The sequence below is a fragment of the Blastococcus sp. KM273129 genome, assembly GCF_021698995.1.
In the GTDB taxonomy this organism is placed as follows: domain Bacteria; phylum Actinomycetota; class Actinomycetes; order Mycobacteriales; family Geodermatophilaceae; genus Blastococcus.
Genome location: NZ_SSXB01000204.1, coordinates 1 through 398 on the forward strand (window position 1 = coordinate 1; position 398 = coordinate 398).

The 398-nt window shown below is 72.1% G+C and carries 1 protein-coding gene; it reads right to left on the reverse strand.

What is annotated here, in order from left to right; genetic code table 11:
- On the reverse strand, positions 1-204 hold a 204-nt coding region (locus E9565_RS23460; protein WP_308196183.1), incomplete at its 3' end, for an alcohol dehydrogenase catalytic domain-containing protein.
- Positions 205-398: the final 194 nt, after the last annotated feature.

The window sequence follows — 398 nt, forward strand, 5'->3', positions numbered from 1 at the left end:
GCCGAGCAGGAACGGGAAGTCGTCGTTGATCCCGCCCTCGCGGTAGTGCAGATCGGTGTGGCAGACCCCGCACGCCTGCACGTCCACGACCGCCTCGCCCGGACCCGGTGGCGGGACCAGGACGTCCACCACCTCCACGGGTGCTCCGGGCTTCACGGCCACCACGGCCTTCACGCGGGACGGGGATGTCGTCGTCGTGGGCACTGCGTTCCTGTCTGTCGTCGGTGTGGTCGTGGGGACGGCCGGCCCGCCCCCACGAGGGGCCGGGGCGGCTGCGGGAGCGAGGACGGGGGTGCGCCGGGACGCTCCTATGCCGGGTCAAGCCGCTGCGGGTGGTGATTCGAGGCGTCGGTAGAGCTCGCGGGCGATGTAGCGCTTGAGGCAGCGCTTGATCTCCC